The following is a 20,292-nucleotide window of genomic DNA, read 5'->3' as shown; positions in this document are numbered from 1 at the left end:
GTAGTAAATGGTCACGTAGATGAGTTCTACGTTCCTGAAAAGCGGTTCAGGAGTAGTAAATGGTCACGTAGATGAGTTCTACGTACCCGAAAAGGGGTTCATGTGCAGAAACCGGACAAGTAGAGGAGTTCTACGTTCCTGAAAAGCGGTTCAGGAGTAGTAAATGGTCACGTAGAGAAGTTCTACGTACCCGAAAACCGGTTCATGTGCAGTAAATGGTTACGTAGAGAAGTTCTACGTACCCGAAAACCGGTCCAGGAGTAGAAACCGGTCACGTAAAGAAGTTCTACGTTCCCAATAAGCGGTTCATGCGTAGAAACCGGACACGTAGAGAAGTTCTACGTACCCGAAAACCGGTTCATGTGCAGTAAATGGTCACGTAGAGAGGTTCTACGTACCCGAAAACCGGTCCAGGAGTAGAAACCGGACACGTAGAGAAGTTCTACGTACCCGAAAACCGGTCATGAAGAGGGGTTCTACAATATCGATTTTTAAGAGAAAACGAGAATAATGGAGGTCAACCAAATGGTAACCGAAAAACTAGCTTTACATATTACCAATACTTCTTACGAGGATTTTAGCCAAAATGCGATCAGAGAATCCAAAAGAAGTCTATTAAACTGGCTTGGGGTGGCGATCGGCGCGGCCAACCATGAATCGATGGATATGGTGCTGAACGTGTCAAAATTAACGGCCAGTCAGCCGCAAGCAACTGTGCTGGGAAGAAATGAAAAAGTCGATATCCTGTTTGCGAGCCTATTAAATGGGATGTCATCGCATATCTTTGATTTTGACGATACCTTACTAGAAACGGTTTTACATCCGTCAGCACCTGTTTTTCCAGCCATCCTCGCTTATGCCGAGCAGCAAAAGAAAACCGGGAAGGATGTTCTTGAAGCATTTATTATTGGATGCGAGGTCGAAGCAAGGCTTGCCTTAAGTGTCTATCCGTCTCATTACTGGCGCGGTTGGCATATTACCGGTAGTGTGGGCGGAATTGGAGCGGCAGCAGCGATTTGTAAGCTGATGGGATTAGACGTTGAAAAAACCATTTATGCCCTGGGGATCGCGGCAACCGACCCAACTGGGTTACGCGAAATGTTTGGCACGATGACAAAGCCTTATCACCCGGGAAAAGCGGCGATGAATGGTTTATTAGCTGCACTTGTTGGGGCTCAGGGTTTTACAGCCTCCAAACAGTCGCTTGAAGCACAGCGGGGATTCCTAAACGTGTTATCCGAAGAAAATAAGGCTGAGCTCGTGACAGAACAATGGGGTGAAAAATGGGAAGTAGAGAAAAACAGCTACAAGCCTTTTGCTAGCGGAATCGTTACCCATCCGGCGATTGATGCCATTATTACGATCCAAAAGGAGCATAAACTGCAAGCAGAAGAAGTGGAATCAATCGTTATCACGGCCCATCCACTTGTGAAAGAACTAACTGGCAAAACGGCCATCACAACAGGACTGGAAGGAAAGTTTAGTGTCTATCATTGTGTTGCAGCCGGGTTCTTTAACCTGAAGGCAGGCGTCTATGAATTCACTGATGAATATGTGAACGACCCTTCTGTAAAAAATCTTCGTGACAAAATAACGCTTGTGATCGATGAGAAGATAAAAGAAGATCAGGTTCATTTAACTGTTAAGTTAACAGATGGCCGGGAAATCTCTCTTTTTGTTGAACATGCGATTGGAAGCGCGGATACTCCAATGTCAGATGAACAAATCAAAGAGAAATTCCTGGATGTTACAGGAGAAATCATCTGTTCGGCGGCAAAAAATGAACTCATTGACCTTATCGACCGCTTTGAAGAGGTCGAGGATTTGACTTCGTTCTTCCAGCTCTGCCAGCCAAAAGAGACCGCCAATCAATACTAAACAAATCACCGAGGGAACAGCGGTTAGGTTCCTAAGGTGATTATGTATTTCTATCGAAAAAGGAGAGAATTATGGCTTTCCCAAATACAAGGGTGAAAGTAAATGTTGTAGCGAAGCAGAAGCAAAAGTCTTCCCTAGAAGTAAAAAAAATTATCCTATTGCTCCTTGGAATCGCGTTGATGGCGGGAGTCTATTTTATCCTTCCCGCCAACTATACAGGATCAGCCAGAATGATGCTGTCTTGTTTGGTACTAAGTGTGTTTTACTGGACGTTTGAGCCGATTCCGATTGGCTTAACAGCGGTTATTTTATTAATAATAATGCTCGTATTCGGAGTAGTCACAACGGATGTCGTCTATAGTGGATTTGCTTCACCCGCTGTTTTTCTGATCATTGGCGGGATGATGCTGGCAAAAGGGGTCAATGATACGACACTGACCAAAAGAATCGCCTATTTTTTCTTATCAAAATGGGGAGGTACGGCTAAGGGGCTCTTGGCAAGCATCCTAATGATTCCACAAATCCAATCTTTTTTTATCCCAGCCGCTGCAGTACGTGCGCAGCTGATGCTTCCGATTGCAACAATGTCACTTGATACCATCGGGGAAAAGGCAAAAGGGAATCTTAGAAAAATGATTCTTCTTGGCGTGGCGTTTGGCGGGACAGTCAGTGGTACTGCGGTGATGACGGCTGCGATTGGGAATATTTTAACGGTTGAATTATTAAAAGAGTTTGTCGGGATTAAAATCACCTATATTCAGTGGTTTACCTATACCTTCCCAATCTGGCTCATCATGATCCCAATACTATGGTTTACTTTATTGAAAAGCTTCCCCTTAACAGAAGAAGAGAAACACTTTCCTCATGTACAACAAGAATTGGAAAATAAGCTGGAGGAATTAGGGAGGTTAAATGTTGAGGAGAAAAAGTGTTTAGCCATCCTCTTCATTATCGTGGCATTATGGTTTACTGAGCCCCTGCATGGGCTGCACCCCAGTGTGCCTGCACTGATTGGGGTGGTGTTAATGGCCTTACCGGGAATCGGCTTCACCAGTTGGGGCAATTTAGTAAAAATCAATTTTGATACCGTCCTGTTGATGGGGGTAACACTGTCTCTAGGCTACGCTTTCAATAAGTCGGGAGCAGCCAAGTTGATTGGAGACAGCTTAAGTTCAGATTGGATTCTCTACTTTCTCCATTCACCGGTTGTCGCCGTCATCACGATTCTGGTGATTACCCATATCCTTCATTTAGCAGTGGCAAATGTTTCAACGGCGGTCGTCACCCTTGTCCCGATTTTTATTGGCTTATCCACCAAAGCCGGGGCAGATCCTGTGCTGATTTGTTTGACAGCCTCTATAGCTTGTTTACATGGCTATATTCTTGTTGTAGAAGCCACGCCAAATATCATTGTCTATAGTTCAGGCCGGATTCAGCAAAAAGAGTTCCTCATGCCTGGATTGTGGTTAACGGGTCTAATGAGTGTCGTTGTGCTTGTGATTGCGGTTACTTGGTGGAACTGGCTTGGGCTTCTATAAGAAATATTTATGAGAAATAAGCTTAATCTATAGACATTTGAAAACGGATTCTGTATCCTAATCAAAAATAGGATAATAAGAGGTATTTAATATGCTTGAAAAAAATCGACTCATGATAGAAAACAGAGATACCTTGCATTTAAAAGTATGTAATATTATTCGCGAAGCCATTTTAAAAGGAGAGTTAAAACCTGGCCAACGCCTTAAACAATCGGATCTTGCCGATGCGATGGGAGTCAGCCGGATGCCAATCCGGGAAGCTCTGCAAAAACTCGAAGCAGAAGGACTGATCAAGCTTGAGCCGCATAAAGGGGCAGTCGTTAAGTCGATTGAAGTAGGCGATATCGAAGAGATATATGCTCTCCGGACGGAATTGGAAAAAATGGCTGTCTACCAAAGTGTGGAGTATTTAACTGATGAAGACCATCAACAATTAACGTCCTTGGTAGAGCAAATGGAAGCGAGCGAAGATGTGGATGATTTTATCCGTTACAATATTGAATTTCATCGTCTATTAATGAAGCGGTGCAGCTGGGAACGGCTCAATTCCTTCATTAGTACCTTGTGGAATGGTTTGCCGCAGCAAACTCCACATATTTTAAAAGGTCAAAAGGAAACATCAAATGTTGAGCACAGAAGTATCTTAAATGCCGTGTTAAATAGAGACAAGGAAACTGCAGCGAATCTCGTTTCCAACCATATTTCGCGAACCGGCAATATGTTAGTGAAAAGATTAAAAGAAGAGGGAAAAAAATAGTTCTCTCTTTTTTTGATAAAATTGTATCCAATATCCAATACAAGAATGTGAGGGAAGTAAAATGACACTATCGAAAAGATTAGCTGAATATGTGTGCCAAACGAGTTTTGAAGATTTACCTGAACATGTCGTGGAGTTTACGAAAATCTGTATCCTAGATTGGTATGGCTCTGCCATCGCTGGAAAAGAAATGCCGCCTATTCAGGCGGTGAAGGAACTTGTCGAAGAATGGGGCGGTCATGAACAAGCAAGTCTCGTCACGGGAGGAAAATCCTCACTAGGCAATGCAGTGCTGGTCAATGCCGCCTCCAGCCATATTGTGGAGCTCGACGATATTCATAAATCTTCTATTATACATGCCGGCACAGTAGTCATTCCGGCCGCAGTTACCGCAGCAGAAGCCTATGACCTCAGCGGGAAAGAATTGATTACCGCAGTAGCAGTTGGCTATGAAGTGTGTTACCGAATTGGCGAGGCTGTGTCTCCATCGCACTATTATTTCTGGCATAATACCGCCACATGCGGTACATATGGCTCCGCAGCTGCTGTGGCGAAGCTATTAAACTTAAATGTGGAGCAAACGATGCATGCCCTCGGAAATGCCGGCAGTCAGGCGGCAGGACTGTGGGAATTTATCGAAGACGGGGCCAACACAAAACAATTACACACCGCTAAAGCAGCCTACAACGGGACACTCGCCGCCCTGCTTGCCAAAAAGAATTTCTCAGGAGCAACAAAAATTTTAGAAGGAAAAAGAGGGTTCTTTAACGCGATGGCTGAATCAGCAGATCCATCGAAAATCACGAAGAATCTTGGAACTGAATGGAAAATAATCGAGAACAGCTTTAAGATCCATGCATCATGCCGCCATACCCATCCAGCCATCGATTGTATCCTCGACATCATGAATGAACATTCCATTGCGTATCAACAGATAGGAAAAATCACGATAAAGACCTATCAAACCGTCCTGAATATTACCGACAAACCCAACCCTGACAGTATCTACGCCTGTAAATTCAGCAGTCAGTTTTGCGCTGCATTGGCCGCAGTAAAGGGCTCCGCTTCGTTACAGGATTTTACGAATGAGAGCTTACAAGATTCCGAGATTTTAAATCTTATGGAAAAAGTAGACGTAGTCGTCGATGCCTATTATGAGGGAGCCTATCCGGAAAAATGGGGCGCCAAAGTCGAAATTGCTCTTACAAACGGGAAAATTTTTGAACAAGCAACCGATTATCCAAAGGGTGACCCTGAAAAAATGGCCACAAAAGAGGAACTAATCCAGAAGTTTATCATGATGACTGCAGAAAAATTAGAACATCCTGAGGAAGAGGTAGAAGCGATTTTTAAATTAGATTCATCCAGCACGAGAGAATGGCTGAGGAAACATGAAATCAGCCATTTAAAGCAGTAATGGAGGATATCCTTATTTCATATCGAACTAAATTATTGGGAGTGGTTTGAAAAATGCCCATGAATGTTGATGTCATCGTGATTGGCGGGGGCCAGGCTGCGCTTGCAGCAGCGATAGCGGCTAGGGAAGAAGGGGCACGTGTTGCCATAATCACCAAAGGGAAAGCCGGATTCGGCGGTTCATCCGTTATTTCAGATGGTGTCCAATCAGCCATTTTTTCAACAGGGGATTCGCCCGAAACCTTTTTCGAAGATATGATTCGTGGCGGCCGAAATCTATCAAATCCAATGCTAGCGAGAATTTTAGCTGAGGAGTGTACCTTCAGGGTCAACGAACTGGAGAGTAAATTCGGCATCCCCTTGGAACGAGAGCGGAAAATCAGTACGCCCGGACACTCGTTTCCGCGCAGGGTTTATGCCGCAAACGGCCTCGGGAAAAACACAACAAAGGTATTAAGACAATATGCGCTGGAAATCGGCGTAGAATTGTTTGAGCAGTCCACCTTGATTGATTTAATCAAGGTGGACCAGGTTGTGGTCGGTGTGGTCGTTGAAAAGGCAGCGGAATTACATGCTTTTTATGCGCCTTCTACGATACTAGTAACAGGTGGATTCGGAGGGCTTTATGCGTCTACTGATAATCCAAAGGATGTATCAGGAGAGGGGATTGGCATGGCGTGGAGACATGGTGCCGAGCTGGTCGGTATGGAATTTGTTCAGTTTTATCCGTACCGGCTCCAACATCCTGCGAACGTAGATGTCATGACCAGGATTTTTGGAAAAGGGGCCGTCCTTTTAAATGAGGGTGCGGAACGCTTTATGGCGGATTTTCCAAGAAAAGAGCTGGAAACACGAGATATTCTAAGCTACGAAATGTTCAAACAAAACGATGTGTACCTAGACTTTTCTAATGTTTCTGCTGAGGATTTGGCGAAGGACAGTCCATATGTATACCGGCTTGTTAAAAAAGGACATCAAGGGGAGTGGAAAATGTACCCTGTTCAGCATTATTGCATGGGCGGGATTAAAGTGGATGAATGGGGCAGAACGAGTTTACAAGGATTATATGCCTGTGGGGAAACATCCGGCGGACTCCACGGGGCGAACCGGCTTGGAGGAGGTTCCCTGACAGAAGCACTTGTGTTTGGGCGTCGGACCGGCACGATGGCGGCTCAAGAAGGTGTGTCCGTTTCAAAAGCGTTCGAGATCCCTGCTTTTGGGGAAAACACTTTACCTAATGGAAAAGAGTTGGAGGTATCTCAACGACTAAAAGAAATCATGTGGAACCTTGTTGGCATCGAAAGAACCACTAATTCCTTACAGCGGGCGGAAAAAGAATTAGACCTACTGGCGGCGGAATTAAATGAGGATAAAGGAGTCACGGCACTTCAGCTCCAAGATAAAGTCCGTGCAGCATGGGCAGCCGCGTTTGCCGGAGCGATGAGGAAAGAAAGCAGAGGGGCCCATATCCTTCAGGATGTAAGAGGGGAACAGAAACAATGGGAAGGAAACCTTGTTATTAAAGGGAAAACCATTGAATTCAGGCAAGAAACTGTGAGTGAAAGGACATAACTTTTTTTACATAAAGGGGAAGATGGCTGTGCGAACGATTTTTTATGAAGAGATTGTCAATCAGGTGGCCAACATGTGCCAAGAGGCCAATTTTGAGCTGGGCCAGGATGTTATTCAAGCCTTTCAAGCTGCCTTGAAAAAAGAAACCTCCGAAACAGGGAAAGACATTTTAGAGCAATTGCTGCTGAATGCTGATATCGCTAGGTCTGAGCGCGTGCCGATGTGTCAGGATACAGGTGTATCCGTTTTTATCGTCGAAGTCGGACAGGATTGCCACATTAGCGGCGGCAGTCTGTACGATGCGATTAACGAAGGAGTAAAGAAAGGCTATGAAGAGGGCTATTTAAGACACTCAATTGTTGACCATCCGATCACTAGGGAGAAGAGTAAGGGCTATAATACCCCATCGATTATTCATATTGAATTGGTACCGGGTGAGGACCTGGTCATTCATATGTCGGCTAAAGGCGGCGGCAGTGAAAATATGAGTGCCTTAAAGATGTTGAAGCCTGCAGACGGCTTAGACGGGATTAAGGACTATATTTTAAGCATTGTCGCCCAGGCAGGGCCGAATGCCTGTCCACCGTTAGTGGTTGGAGTGGGAATCGGCGGGAATTTCGAGCGTTGTGCCTATTTAGCGAAGAAGTCGTTATTTAGGCCAATTGGTCATCGCAGTGAACGGCCGGAAATCGCGGAGCTGGAAAAGCAAATGATGGGAAAAATCAATGAGCTAGGTATTGGACCGCAAGGAATGGGCGGAAATACAACGGCTCTTGATGTGAAAATCGAGATTGAACCTTGTCATATTGCCGCGCTGCCCGTCGCTGTGAATTTGAACTGTCATGCCAGCAGGCATAAAGAGGTCAGAATTTAGGGGGGAGCATTAGTGTCAGCTATTCAAATCACCAATCCAATATCCGAACAAGAATTGCTGAAATTAAAAGCGGGCGATCGAGTATTATTAAGCGGAACCATTTATACAGCCAGGGATGCTGCCCATAAAAGAATGTTCGAAACGCTGCAAAAAGGGGAAGAATTACCTTTTGATGTTGCCGGACAAACGATTTATTATGTCGGTCCGACTCCTGCCAAGCCAGGAGCTGTGATAGGTTCAGCCGGTCCTACCACCAGCGGCCGGATGGACAAATATACTCCCGTCTTATTGGATCTTGGTTTAAAAGGAATGATTGGAAAAGGCTACCGCAGTGAAGAAGTCATTGAATCGATGAAGAAAAATAAAGCCGTTTATTTTGCTGCCATCGGCGGTTCGGGAGCATTGATTGCCAGAACCATTCAATCTGTAGAAGTGGTCGCTTACGAAGACCTGGGCCCAGAAGCGATTTATAGATTAACCATCAAAAACTTTCCTGCCGTGGTCATCATTGATAGTAAGGGAAATGACTGGTACAAAATAGGGAAACAGCAATTTTTTGAGCAAAATCATGTACAAGGCGCTGACTGTTAAGGTCGGCAGCCTTGTTTTTTTGAGAAAGGAGAAATAAATTTATGAATATTCGAAAAACTATTGAAAATGTATTTTGGATACAGTATCCTATTTATATAGAAAAACATCATTTTCCTGTTGGAGGAACCATACAATGAAATTGCCTAATCAAGTCACGATTTACGAAGTAGGCTTACGGGATGGGCTTCAGTTAGAGTCAAAAGTATTAACGGTGGATGAGAAGGTTGAGATTTTTTCTTTATTGCAGAAGGCGAATGTATCCGAGATTGAATTTGGTTCGTTTGTTCATCCAAAACTCGTCCCGCAAATGGCCAATACGGCAGCATTTCACGAACATCTAAAGTCATACCCTGAGCTGAGCCTGATCGCTCTTGTTCCTAATTTGAAGGGGCTCGAGCTGGCTAAACAAACAGGCGTAAAGTCCGTCAATTATGTTTTTTCAGCAAGTAATACCCATAACGAACAGAATGTTCGGCAGACCACCGAACAGTCATTGGAAAACTTCAAGCATTTATCTCAATTTGCATCAGATAACGAGATCAACCTTAACGTTACAGTTGCTACCTCATTTGGCTGTCCCTTTGAAGGTCCAGTTCCGCGACAACGCATCATGAATCTGATTGAACAACTTCTCTTACATAACATCAAAAGAATTACACTAGCAGATACAACAGGTATGGCCAATCCGAAGCAGGTCTATCAATTGACGAAGGAAGTCATGAATGAATGGAAGAATGTTGAATTTGGCTGCCACTTCCATAACACAAGGGGAATGGGGCTTGCCAATATCCTTGCCGGTTTAGAAGCTGGGATCACCGTTTTCGACGCATCCTTAGGCGGGATTGGCGGCTGTCCATTTGCCCCTGGCGCAACAGGTAATGTTTGCACGGAGGATGTGGTCCATATGTTAGAAGAAATGGGCGTCCGCACTTCTATCGGTCTTGATGGTTTAATCGAAGCTTCCCATCGGCTGGGGGAATTACTGGAACATGACTTGCCAGGTCAAGTCGCAAAAGCAGGGAAAAGCTCACGCTTGTATCCTGTACCAAATAAAACTACAAGTTCTTTATGTTGAGGGGATGAGGATATATGCTTGTTAAAACCTATGAAACGATCAAACTAGAGCGGGCGGAGAGCCATCAAGGAATCGCCGTTTTAACCCTGAACCGTCCGGAATCCATGAACGCGATGAATACAAAAATGGCGTTGGAATTAATCGAAGCTTTTGAGGAATTAAAATACGATGAAACGGTCCGTGTTTTGGTGCTTACCGGGTCGGGGACTAAGAGCTTTTGTGTGGGGGCCGACCTGAAAGAGCGGAATGGCATGTCCCAGAAGGATTGGAAGAAACAGCATGATTATTTTGAAAAAGTAACCGAGTGTATCCGCGAATTCCCGTATCCAGTGATTGTTGCCATTAATGGTTACGCACTGGGAGGCGGCCTTGAAATGTCTCTAAGCTGTGACATTCGAACCGCAGCAGAGGGTGTTGGACTCGGACTGCCGGAGGCGAAACTGGGATTAATTCCTGGCATCGGCGGTTCTCAATTGCTTCCTCGCATTCTACCAATTGGGTTAGCGAAGGAAATGTTGTATACCGGGAAACGGATTACAGCAGAAGAAGGTAAGCAGTGGGGAATAATTAACCATGTATTTGAGAGTGAAGCCCTTTTAGTGGAAACTATTAAACTAGCTGAAACCATTGCTATAAATGCACCTCTTTCCTTAAAAGCTTTAAAGAAAGCGGTTAGTAAAGGGACTGAAACAGATTTGGCCACGGGTCTTGCCTTAGAATTAGAAGCCTACTATAGATGTGCTAACTCAGAAGACCGGTTGGAAGGCATTTATGCCTTTAATGAAAAGCGGGCTCCGGAGTGGAAAGGGCGTTAACTCGTTGGATAGGTAAGGGTTATTTGCGGATAAGTGGGTGTAACTTGCGGAAAACCGAGTGTAACTTGCGGAAAACCGAGTGTAATTTGCGGATAAACGGTCTTTACTTGCGGATAACCCAGTCCAACTTGCGGGTATACAAAACAGTACTATGTAAACCATTAAAAAATGATCGTGGAGGTATATAAAAATGACAAATACAAAACTAGTAGAAAACACAGAACACGAAATGATTCGGAAAAGCGTTCGAGCTTTATGTGAGCGCTTTCCGGAGGAATACTGGCGGGAAACTGATGAAAAAGATGCTTATCCTACCGCCTTTGTCCAAGCGCTAACCGAAGAGGGATGGTTATCCGTATTAATTCCTGAAGAATACGGCGGTGCTGGACTAGGAATGACGGAAGCTTGCATCATTTTAGAAGAGATCAATCGCTCAGGCGGCAACTCCGGTGCCTGCCACGCCCAAATGTATACCATGGGCGCTCTTCTCCGCCATGGGAATGAGGACCAGAAACGAAGATATCTTCCTAAGATCGCAAGCGGCGAACTTCGCCTGCAAGCATTCGGCATCACCGAACCTACCGCTGGAAGCGATACAACCAGCATCCAAACCTTTGCTGAAAGAGTTGGAGACAAATACGTGGTTCATGGTCAAAAAATCTGGACATCAAGAGCGGCGCATTCCGACTTAATGTTGTTATTGGCTAGAACGACACCAAAAGACCAAGTAGCAAAAAAGACTGACGGGTTGAGCCTGTTTATTTTAGACATGAAGGAACAAGCGGATAAAATCGACATCCGCCCGATTGATACGATGATCAATCATGCGACTACAGAAGTATTTTTTGAAGGAGCGGAAATCCCGGTTGAAAATCTAATCGGGGAAGAAGGAAAAGGATTCCGCTATGTGTTAGGCGGAATGAATGCAGAGAGAATTCTCATTGCATCTGAATCCATTGGTGATGGCATGTACTTTGTTGATAAAGCGGTCCAATATGCCAATGAGCGCGAAGTATTTGGCCGTCCAATTGGGAAAAACCAAGGGGTTCAATTCCCAATTTCTAAAGGCTATATGGATATCCAAGCCGCTAAATTGATGAGAGATAAGGCTGCTGAAATGTTTGATGCTGGAATGGATTGCGGGGCCGAGGCGAACATGTCAAAATATCTTGCATCCGAAGCTACATGGCGCGCAGCGAATGCCGCAATGGACACATTCGGCGGATATGGTTTCGCAAAAGAATACAACATCGAACGGAAATTTAGGGAAGCACGTCTATTCATCGTAGCACCGATTACCAATAACCTGGTTGTAAGTTTTGTTGGACAGCATGTCCTTGGATTACCACGTTCATTCTAAAACAACATCAGGAGGACCTTTTTTAAAAAAGGGTCCTCTCTTTGAAAAGGGGGAGCCAAGATGCCAGGACCACTAAGCGGCATTAGAGTAGTGGATGTAACAACAAATGTTTCAGGGCCAAGTTTAACGATGATTCTAGCTGATTTAGGTGCAGAAATTATTAAAATTGAGAGACCTGATATTGGTGACGATTCGAGAGGAATGGGTCCTTTTTGGGAAGGGGAAGGTGTTTATTTCCTTCATATCAACCGTAATAAACAATCGATCGTCATCGATTTAAAAAAGGAAAGCGGCCGAGAGATTGTCTACGACCTTGTCAAGACTGCAGACGTTTTTGTAGAAAACTTCCGCTTTCAAAAAGCGAAAAAAATGGGCCTTGGTTATGAGAGTCTAAAAGAACTGAATCCTTCGTTGGTGTATTGTTCCTTATCAGCCTACGGCCAAGATGGCCCTCTTTGTGACCGCCCCGGTTACGATGCCATTGCCCAAGCAGATTCCGGCATTATTGGAATTAACGGTGCGGAAGGGGCAGAGATTGCCCGTGTTCCAGTTTCAGTCCTCGATCAAGGGAGTGCGATGTGGGGAGCGATTGGGGTGATTTCGGCACTTTTTCATAAACAAATGACGGGAGAAGGACAATTAGTCACTACTTCCCTTTATGAAACTGGGGTCTTCTGGGTCGGCTATCATATGCTGTCATGGCTTGCGACAGGTACGGAGCCTAAGAAAAATGGTGCCGGACATACGGCGTTTGCACCGTATGGGGCCTTCCACGCAAGTGACGCACCTGTGATTATTGGAATCTCCAATAATTCCTTATTCAAACGTTTATGCAAGGTACTCGGAAAGGAAGAATGGGTTGAGGATCCGCGCTACAAAAATAACCCTGAGCGAGTGGAGCATCGAGAAAATTTAAGAGTGGCGATTGAAAACATTCTCCAAGCTAAAACGGCGGATGAGTGGGTACAGCTATTAGTAGATGCAGGAGTCCCAAGCTCAAAGGTGAAGAAAATATCAGAAGTAGTCCAGGATCAGCAGACAGAAGCGATCCAGATGTGGACTGATGTTGAACACTCAACTATTAAAGACTTCAAACTGCCAAGACTTCCTTTTGAGCTTAGCAGTTCACCGGTGTCCATTCAAAAGGCCCCGCCTAAACTGGGCGAGAATACAGAGGAGATATTAGGCAAGCTTGGTTACAACAAAGAACTAATAGAACAGCTTTTAAAGGATGGGACCATCCAAATAGACGCTAAAAAGCTAGAATCGCATAAATAGTTTACAAGGAACCCACTGCTAAAATGTAGGCAGTGGGCGTTCGTTTTCCTGTTGACAATATTAATTGCCAGGAAATACAGTAAATGTAAAAGGGAACAGAGAGGAGAAACCGTAATGAAAGCAATTGTCGTCACCGGCTTTGGCGGTACAGAAAACCTAAAATATAAAGATGTTGAAATGCCAGTTATAGCTGACAATGAAGTACTAATTAGAGTTGTGAAAACGAGTGTGAATTTTGCCGATATTAAATCTAGATACGGGCAAAAAGGAGCAACACTACCGTTTATCCCAGGTCTAGATGCCACAGGCTTTATTGAAAAGATAGGGAGCAAGGTATCGGGGCTTGAAGAAGGACAAAGAGTCATCGCCTTCCCGAAAAATGGTTCGTATGCGGAATATGTGGTGGCATCGGATCAATTAGTCTTTCCCATCCCGGATGAATTGGATTTCAAGACAGCAGCAGCTTGTCCGATTGTGTCTTTTTTGTCGTACCGTTTATTGAAAAATATCGCTGCCATGGAAAAGGGAGAAACAGTATTAGTTCATTCGGCTGCTGGCGGAGTAGGGACAACTGCCATACAAGTTGCCAAGATATTGGGAGCAGCAAAGGTCATTGGGACTGTCGGCAGCAGGGATAAAATAAAAATGGCTAAAGAAAGTGGAGCCGACTTCGTTATTTGCTATGAGGAGGAAGATTTCGCTCCCATCGTAAATGAGATTACCAATGGGCAGGGTGTGGATATTGTTCTCGACTCCATTTCTGGAGCCGTCACGGAAAATAGCTTCAATTGTTTAGCGCCATATGGCAGGCTGGTCCACTTCGGTAATTCCAGCGGCCATATAGGAAATATAAAAACAGTAGATTTACATGCTAGCTGCAGAAATGTATTAGGGTTTAGTCTAGGGACAACGAGAAAGCTAAGGCCGCATTTATTAAAAGAAACAGCTGAAGAAGTTTTTCCTCTTATAGTGAATAATCAGCTGAATATTAAAGTGGGACATGAGTACAAGTTGGAAGAGGCGGCAGAGGCCCATAACCTTATGGAAAATAGGCTAAGTATAGGAAAAATAATATTGAATGTTGATCCAAATTTTTAATTAGTTCATACCTATTACTTTGGTTAAAAAGAGGAATAAATACCCATATTAAATATAAATAAAATATTTAAGGGGAATTCCCATGATTTATATTTATAATGACTATGGCGGCACACATACTACTTCTTTGGCTGCGGCCTATCATTTAAAACAATTACCTCAATCGGAAAGAAAACTAACTACCGAAGAAATATTAAATGTGAAATATTTTAACAAACTTACGAAAAAGGATTTTGGAAAACTCATTTTTCATGGTACGGATGAGGATGGGAACAAAGTTTATACGATTGGCCGGAAAAGAAACAAACTCGTTGTACCAGCGATGAAGGAGATGATTTTACTACTTCAAGAGAAATTTCAGTTTGAAGAAAAAATCGTTTTTTCCAATACCTCACCAACCGTTCCGCTTTCAATGTCTTTTGGGGGATTTTTTTCTAGAGGCTTAAAGATAGACTTTATTGGTGTACCGTTACTAGTGAGAGGTGCCAAGCAATGCTGCGATAATATTTATCGGTTGGTGGAAAACACCAAACAAGTCGGAAAAACCCCATTCAATGAAAATGTGATTATTTTAGACAATGAAATGTATAAGTAATGGGAGAAACAGCAATGCAAGGGGCTATTGAAGTCATCTTACGGACATTTACCGCTTTTATTTTATTATGGTTATTTGTCATGGTTCTCGGTAAACAGACGATTGCACATAGGTCCTATCATCTTTATATTGCTTCAATTACGATGGGAACAATTGCAGGAAATCTAGCATTCAATGTTAAGGTGAAATTCCTGTATTTTATTATTGCGATTATTTTAATGGGTACCATTGTTTTTATGCTAAATTGGGTCACTGTTCAAAAGCCCCACATAGGGAAATGGATTGCAGGTGAACCGGCCACCTTAATTCAAAACGGACAAATTCTCAAACAGTCCATGGAGCAAATGGGTTATTCACTGCAATCTCTTAAACAGGCTTTACGTGCTAAAGATATCTTTAACATAGAAGAGGTGGAGTGCGCTATTTTAGAGACAAATGGTTCACTCTCTATATTAAAAAAAGAGAAATACCAAAATGCGACCAAGCAGGATTTAAATTTACTGTCACCAACAAGGAATATACCAGTAGAGATGATCTATAATGGGGAAATCTTATATGCAAATTTAACCGAAAACGGCTATGACGAAGAATGGATAATGACTGAGCTTAAAAGGAGAAAACTTGATGTTAATGACATTTCATATGCTGTAATAGGGACAAAAGGAAATTTATATATTGAATTGTTTCGCATGCAATTAAAATAATCCCATTCCTTCGATTTTTTTCATTAAAGCTAGATTTCGATACAACACTTTTTTCTGAATACTATTAAAATATATAGCCAGGAGGAAATCCTGGCTTTTTATTTGAAATAAGTGATACATAAATCAAGTATGTAAGTCTTTTGAACCGAATTTCCTTTCAAAAAAATCATCTTACCTTAAATGATCATTAAGTACATTTTCCTCCAAAACGGCGAATTTGTCCCCATAAACCTTTGTAATATGGTTTTCTCCCCAAGCACATAATGAATCAAGTATACCTTTCAGACTTAATCCATAATCACTAAGTTCATATTCCACTTTCGGTGGTACTTGATTATGGACGATTCGGTTTATGACCCCGTCATCCTCCAGTTCACGTAATTGCTGCGTTAACATTTTTTGTGTAATATTTGGCATCAGGCGTTTTAATTCGCTTGTACGTTTTTTGCCGTGAGTAAGATGGCAAAGGATGACACACTTCCATTTTCCTCCAATAACTTCCAATGTGGCTTCAACGGCAATATTATACTTCTTATTATTCATGGTGTACCTCCAATTTCATAGGTACTAAAAAGTACCTATCGCACTCTTTGGTGCCTATGGCACTTTAAAGTACGTTCTTTTCTATTAGACTGATATGTTCCATAATAACATGTGCCGGTCAAACTTCAACATATTCAATATGTATCTGCTAGCAGATTAAATAATACAACCATACTGTGTTCAGGAGGGGAACCATATTATGTCCTTTGATAAAAAAAAGAGTACATTAGCGCTCTTGGCATTGGCAGTGAGCGCATTTGCAATTGGAACAACAGAATTTATCAGTGTAGGTTTATTGCCTCTGATTGCGAAAGATTTACAAATCTCGGTTACAACAGCTGGATTAACAGTTTCTTTATATGCATTAGGGGTAACATTTGGGGCGCCGATCCTAACGTCTTTTACATCTAGTATGTCACGAAAGTCCTTATTACTTTGGATCATGATTGTTTTTATTATAGGCAACAGCATTGCAGCCGGTGCTGAAAGTATAGGTGTTTTATTAGTTGCCCGTGTTCTTTCCGCATTTTCACATGGGGTGTTCATGTCGATTGGATCTACTATTGCCGCCGATTTAGTACCTGAAAACCGCAGGGCAAGCGCTATTGCCATTATGTTTACAGGGCTCACAGTCGCTACCATTACAGGTGTTCCTTTCGGTACGTTCATCGGCCAAGAATTTGGGTGGAGAACCTCATTTATGGTAATAGTGGCAGTTGGAATCATTGCTTTTATTGCTACTAGCATCCTTGTTCCATCTCAGTTACGTAAAGGCGTTCGTACAGCATTTCGCGATCAGTTCAAATTATTGTCAAATGGCCGATTAGTACTTTTATTTGCGATTACAGCATTAGGATATGGTGGGACGTTCGTTGTCTTTACGTATTTATCTCCACTGCTTCAAGAAATAACAGGCTTTAAAGAAGGAACAGTTGCTGTGATTTTGCTTGTATACGGTGTTGCAATTGCAATCGGAAATGTTATTGGCGGGAAGGCAGCAAACCGAAAGCCGATTGCCGCATTATTTTATATGTTTATCCTACAAGCCATCGTTCTATTTATCTTAACGTTCACTGCACCATTTAAGACTGCTGCCCTCATAACCATCATCCTGATGGGCTTATTAGCTTTTATGAATGTGCCTGGACTTCAGGTCTATGTCGTAATGTTGGCTGAACGTTTTGTACCGAGTGCAGTAGATGTTGCTTCTGCCATTAACATTGCCGCATTTAACGCAGGAATCGCAATTGGTTCATACTTAGGTGGGGTAATAACGGATTCAATCGGGCTCATTCATACGCCTTGGATAGGGGCATTGATGGTAGCAGGAGCAGTGATTTTAACAGGCTGGAGCAGAGCTCTGGAGCGCAAAGATGAAAAAACAGCTGACACAAATCGAAAACAATTTTTTCAATACAATTAGGAGGTAATTTCTTATGACAGCAAAAAATTTAAAAGATACAACAACATTAAATAACGGCGTACAAATGCCTTGGTTTGGCATCGGAGTGTTTAAAGTGGAAGAAGGTCTGGAATTGGTTCAGGCAGTAAAAACAGCGATTAAGCATGGATATCGGAGCATTGATACAGCAGCTATTTATGGAAATGAAGAAGGAGTCGGACAAGGTATAAGAGAAGGAATGAAGGAGGCAGGCATTTCCAGAGAAGACTTATTTGTAACCTCAAAGGTTTGGAATGCTGATTTAGGGTATGACTCAACAATCGCAGCCTACGAAAAAAGCTTAAATAAACTCGGTTTAGAATACCTGGATTTATTCCTCATTCACTGGCCTGTAGAAGGTAAATATAAAGAGTCTTGGAAAGCTTTAGAGACTCTTTATAAAGAAGGCAGGGTCAAAGCAATCGGAGTAAGTAATTTTCAGATTCATCATTTAGAGGATTTAATGAAAGACGCTGAAATCATTCCAATGGTGAACCAAGTGGAGTACCATCCTCGTTTGACTCAAAAAGAGCTTCGAGCGTTTTGCATGGAACACGGCATTCAGCTAGAGGCTTGGTCTCCGCTCATGCAAGGCCAATTACTGGATAACCAAGTGCTGAAAGAAATCGCGGATAAGTATAACAAATCAGTTGCACAAGTGATTTTACGCTGGGATTTACAGAATGGCGTTGTGACGATTCCAAAATCAACAAAAGAACATCGCATTGTTGAAAACGCGTCAGTATTCGATTTTGTGTTAACAGAAGAAGACATGAAACGAATTAATGGCTTGAACCAGAATCACCGTGTTGGTCCAGACCCAGACAATTTTGATTTTTAAATCACCGATTTGGGACTCATCATGAAGATGGGTCCTTGTTTAGTTTACAAATAATAAAATATCTTATTTTCCTTATTTTTAATATGGTAATATTAATAGTGATTTAATGATTTTGGAAATAAGAGGTAATAGAGATAATGGATGAACAGGACTGGATAATCTTAAAGGTTCTATACGAAAAAAAGAATATCACGAAAACGGCTGAGAGTTTATATATATCCCAACCATCATTAACGAAAAAAATTCAACAAATAGAAAAAGAATATCAAGTCGAAATTGTCAAACGGGGAACGAAAGGTGTTCACTTTACACCCCAAGGAGAATATTTAGCTCAATGTGCGGATGAAATGCTGGGTCGTCTCCAACAGATTAAAGATACAGTAATAGATATGGGAGAAGAGGTTAGCGGAACCTTACGGTTAGGGGTTTCTAATTACATAACCAGGCACAAGCTGCCACACCTTTTAAAGCTTTTTCGTGAACAGTTCCCAAAAGTAAATTATAAAGTTACCACGGGATGGAGCAGGGATGTGTTTAATCTTGTATATAATCGAGATGTTCATATTGGAATGGTCCGTGGGGACTATCAATGGCCAGATTCAAAAATACTACTCTTTGAAGAAAATCTCTGTGTGACTTCATTAGAAAAAATTGAACTTCGTGACTTGCCTCAACTGCCGAGAATTGAATATGAAACAGATGCCTTATTAAAGACTATGATTGATAATTGGTGGAGTGGAGAATTTTCACAGCCGCCTTTTATAGGCATGGAAGTGGATAAAGCCGATACATGCAAAGAAATGGTATTAAACGGATTGGGATACGGAATCCTTCCTAGTGTTCTTATTCAGGAGCATCAACACCTTAACCGGATCATTCTAAAAAATAAAAAAGGGGATCCTATTGTAAGAAAAACATGGATGTTCTATCATGAAAAATCTCTTGAGACCAAAGTAATTAAAGAGTTTGTAGAGTTTGTGAAAAAATTGGATTTTAAATCTTCTATTTAAAAAAGCGTGGGCAAATGCTCACGCTATTTTTAACGTAAAATTCCGCATGAAATATGTGGTAGGAAAGTAAAATGGTGATTTTGGAAAGTATTTCGTGAAAAAGTGGAAGTAAAATGATCAAAGTGGAAAGTATCAGTTCGGATTTAGAAGTAACCACCCCAAATCGGAAAGTATATCCAAATAAATGGAAATTCCTCAAAAAAGGTCATTGAAAATTACCTGAGCCAGGCTGTGCGCCTGGCTTTATTGTGTGAAATACCACGTAAAATATGGGTAGGAAAGTAAAATGGTGATTTTGGTAAGTATTTCGTGAAAAAGTGGAAGTAAAATGATCAAAGTGGAAAGTATCGGATCAAATTTGGAAAGTAACCACAACAAATCGGAAAGTATATCCAATTAAATGGAAATTCCGCGAAAAAAGGTCATTGAAACTGTGCCAGGCTGTGCGCCTGGCTTTTTTCATTGGTGCCAAACAGGAATCGGTGTCATTCCTTTTTTGAATGAAGGTCGATAATTTATTTGTATTTCAACTATTTGGATATTGTTTTTAAAATGAAATGGATAAGGGGTGAGAGTAATTGGAGAACAATTCAAAGAAACTTATTACATTTATAACGGAGCAAGAAGGGAAAGATATCGAGGCAATCTTGACGGATGAGATCGAGGGGACAGTTGGATTTAGTTTTATGAGTTACATTACAAGCTCAAAAATTCATATTCAATCCGGAAGAATAACGGCGAGTGAACCAATTACAGGAAAATATTTTTGCTTACCGGTCAACGGCATCAAGCAGATTTATGATGAAAGCAATGGACCGTACGATCTAGCATTAACAATTGAATATAACAATGGTTATTCCATTTTTATACAAATATTTGAATCTTAATAGTTAATTTACAGATATC

General features: G+C 42.2%; 19 protein-coding genes. 18 read left to right on the top strand and 1 reads right to left on the bottom strand.

All coding sequences use genetic code 11. The annotated features are described in order from the left end of the window. Positions 1–525: 525 nt before the first annotated feature. From QNN06_RS19895 to QNN06_RS19830, 14 genes are all read left to right on the top strand, one after another. Positions 526–1,878 (top strand): MmgE/PrpD family protein, encoded by a 1,353-nt coding sequence (locus QNN06_RS19895; RefSeq protein WP_284035832.1) that lies wholly within the window; start codon positions 526–528, stop codon positions 1,876–1,878. 71 nt (positions 1,879–1,949) lie between these two features. Further along, complete coding sequence (locus QNN06_RS19890) at positions 1,950–3,416, top strand: SLC13 family permease (protein WP_217036262.1); 1,467 nt, start codon at positions 1,950–1,952, stop codon at positions 3,414–3,416. Positions 3,417–3,507: 91 nt separating this feature from the next. Further along, positions 3,508–4,173 carry a GntR family transcriptional regulator gene (locus QNN06_RS19885; RefSeq protein WP_217036264.1) on the top strand — a complete coding sequence of 222 codons (666 nt, stop codon included), beginning with the start codon at positions 3,508–3,510 and terminating at the stop codon, positions 4,171–4,173. Positions 4,174–4,234: 61 nt separating this feature from the next. After that, positions 4,235–5,590 carry an MmgE/PrpD family protein gene (locus tag QNN06_RS19880; protein WP_284035831.1) on the top strand — a complete coding sequence of 452 codons (1,356 nt, stop codon included), beginning with the start codon at positions 4,235–4,237 and terminating at the stop codon, positions 5,588–5,590. Between the two features lie 53 nt (positions 5,591–5,643). Continuing rightward, positions 5,644–7,161, top strand: coding sequence for an FAD-binding protein (locus tag QNN06_RS19875; RefSeq protein WP_284035830.1), 1,518 nt, complete (start codon positions 5,644–5,646; stop codon positions 7,159–7,161). A gap of 22 nt (positions 7,162–7,183) precedes the next feature. After that, positions 7,184–8,035: a fumarate hydratase gene (locus tag QNN06_RS19870; RefSeq protein ID WP_349654920.1), complete on the top strand. Its 852-nt coding sequence runs from the start codon at positions 7,184–7,186 to the stop codon at positions 8,033–8,035. 12 nt (positions 8,036–8,047) lie between these two features. Then, a complete protein-coding gene (locus tag QNN06_RS19865; RefSeq protein WP_213119113.1) occupies positions 8,048–8,626 on the top strand; it encodes a Fe-S-containing hydro-lyase in 579 nt (192 codons plus the stop codon). Between the two features lie 133 nt (positions 8,627–8,759). Next, positions 8,760–9,701: a hydroxymethylglutaryl-CoA lyase gene (locus QNN06_RS19860; RefSeq protein WP_284035828.1), complete on the top strand. Its 942-nt coding sequence runs from the start codon at positions 8,760–8,762 to the stop codon at positions 9,699–9,701. Positions 9,702–9,715: 14 nt separating this feature from the next. After that, positions 9,716–10,516 (top strand): enoyl-CoA hydratase/isomerase family protein, encoded by an 801-nt coding sequence (locus QNN06_RS19855; protein ID WP_284035827.1) that lies wholly within the window; start codon positions 9,716–9,718, stop codon positions 10,514–10,516. Positions 10,517–10,706: 190 nt separating this feature from the next. Then, positions 10,707–11,876 carry an acyl-CoA dehydrogenase family protein gene (locus tag QNN06_RS19850; RefSeq protein ID WP_213119116.1) on the top strand — a complete coding sequence of 390 codons (1,170 nt, stop codon included), beginning with the start codon at positions 10,707–10,709 and terminating at the stop codon, positions 11,874–11,876. Positions 11,877–11,936: 60 nt separating this feature from the next. After that, on the top strand, positions 11,937–13,154 hold the full coding sequence (locus QNN06_RS19845; protein ID WP_284035826.1) for a CaiB/BaiF CoA transferase family protein: 1,218 nt from the start codon (positions 11,937–11,939) through the stop codon (positions 13,152–13,154). A gap of 114 nt (positions 13,155–13,268) precedes the next feature. After that, positions 13,269–14,252 (top strand): quinone oxidoreductase family protein, encoded by a 984-nt coding sequence (locus QNN06_RS19840; RefSeq protein WP_284035825.1) that lies wholly within the window; start codon positions 13,269–13,271, stop codon positions 14,250–14,252. A gap of 82 nt (positions 14,253–14,334) precedes the next feature. Continuing rightward, on the top strand, positions 14,335–14,847 hold the full coding sequence (locus QNN06_RS19835; protein WP_213119119.1) for a DUF3189 family protein: 513 nt from the start codon (positions 14,335–14,337) through the stop codon (positions 14,845–14,847). Between the two features lie 14 nt (positions 14,848–14,861). Continuing rightward, positions 14,862–15,551, top strand: a complete 690-nt coding sequence (locus QNN06_RS19830) for a DUF421 domain-containing protein (protein ID WP_284035824.1) — start codon at positions 14,862–14,864, stop codon at positions 15,549–15,551. Positions 15,552–15,722: 171 nt separating this feature from the next. Here QNN06_RS19830 and QNN06_RS19825 read toward each other — a convergent pair whose 3' ends face one another. Further along, positions 15,723–16,094, bottom strand: coding sequence for a winged helix-turn-helix transcriptional regulator (locus QNN06_RS19825; protein WP_217036279.1), 372 nt, complete (start codon positions 16,092–16,094; stop codon positions 15,723–15,725). A 199-nt stretch (positions 16,095–16,293) separates the two neighbouring features. Here QNN06_RS19825 and QNN06_RS19820 point away from each other — a divergent pair, with 199 nt between their 5' ends. From QNN06_RS19820 to QNN06_RS19805, 4 genes are all read left to right on the top strand, one after another. Continuing rightward, the gene (locus QNN06_RS19820) at positions 16,294–17,517 is read left to right on the top strand and encodes an MFS transporter (protein ID WP_217036281.1); all 1,224 of its coding nucleotides are present in this window, start codon (positions 16,294–16,296) and stop codon (positions 17,515–17,517) included. Positions 17,518–17,530: 13 nt separating this feature from the next. Beyond that, entirely contained in the window at positions 17,531–18,376 is an 846-nt protein-coding gene (locus QNN06_RS19815; protein WP_284035823.1) for an aldo/keto reductase, read from the top strand. A gap of 137 nt (positions 18,377–18,513) precedes the next feature. Continuing rightward, the gene (locus QNN06_RS19810; protein WP_213119131.1) at positions 18,514–19,386 is read left to right on the top strand and encodes a LysR family transcriptional regulator; all 873 of its coding nucleotides are present in this window, start codon (positions 18,514–18,516) and stop codon (positions 19,384–19,386) included. A gap of 578 nt (positions 19,387–19,964) precedes the next feature. Continuing rightward, positions 19,965–20,273, top strand: coding sequence for a hypothetical protein (locus QNN06_RS19805; RefSeq protein ID WP_284035822.1), 309 nt, complete (start codon positions 19,965–19,967; stop codon positions 20,271–20,273). Positions 20,274–20,292: the final 19 nt, after the last annotated feature.

The sequence above is a fragment of the Neobacillus sp. 114 genome, from assembly GCF_030127045.1.
GTDB lineage: Bacteria > Bacillota > Bacilli > Bacillales > Cytobacillaceae > Neobacillus > Neobacillus rhizophilus.
This window is presented reverse-complemented; position numbering and strand designations above follow the sequence as displayed.